The sequence below is a fragment of the Vibrio sp. Y176 genome (genome assembly GCF_033438945.1).
In genome coordinates, this window is the sequence record NZ_JAWOQS010000912.1 from 1 (window position 1) to 570 (window position 570).

The 570-nt window shown below is 44.6% G+C and carries 2 protein-coding genes; one reads left to right on the forward strand and one right to left on the reverse strand.

The features are described 5' to 3' along the window. The coding region (locus R7O13_RS29370; RefSeq protein WP_318305526.1) for a hypothetical protein at positions 1-101 on the forward strand (101 nt) is incomplete at its 5' end. A 6-nt stretch (positions 102-107) separates the two neighbouring features. On the opposite strand, the gene R7O13_RS29375 is transcribed toward R7O13_RS29370, so the two are convergent. Further along, positions 108-570: tRNA-uridine aminocarboxypropyltransferase (locus tag R7O13_RS29375; protein WP_318305525.1), on the reverse strand; the 463-nt coding region annotated here is incomplete at its 5' end.

A 570-nucleotide genomic window follows, 5' to 3' on the forward strand; every position in this document is an offset into this window, starting at 1 on the left:
ATAGTGGCAAAATGCGAGTCATTGCCGATTACATATCCGCAATGACCGATGGTCATGCGCAAAAGCTACACCGCCAATTGTTCTCTTCTATTGTTTTGTAGACTGTTCTACTTGTTCAAATAATTCTTTTCAAATACGCCCGGAGGCATCTGGGCGATTTGAAATTCAATCATCCTGTCAAAAGCATTGAGTAGCGGCGAGAAGTCGTTATCCGGCTCCAACAAACTCAACGCATAAAACCCTGCTTCCACTGTCGAAAGACTGTTGTCTGAAGGCGCTTTACGAATTGTATAGTGACCTTGTAAATCCTCGGGAAGCTTTACTGTGGTTAAAGCGTGCAAGTTGGTGGAAAGCTGCCACATTTTATAGGCTTTTTTCCACGTGCCATCGAGCAAAATTAGGCGTGTTTTTCTTGTGCGCTCGCTCTCGGTACACGCGATGTCTGAAAGGCACTGTGATTGCTCCGACGGATAAAGGATAAAATGCTGATACGCTTCATCGGTGAGCAACGCGTTTAACTGAGCGTCGTCAGAAAAATCCTCGCCAATCAAACAAGTACAGTTCTTTAAA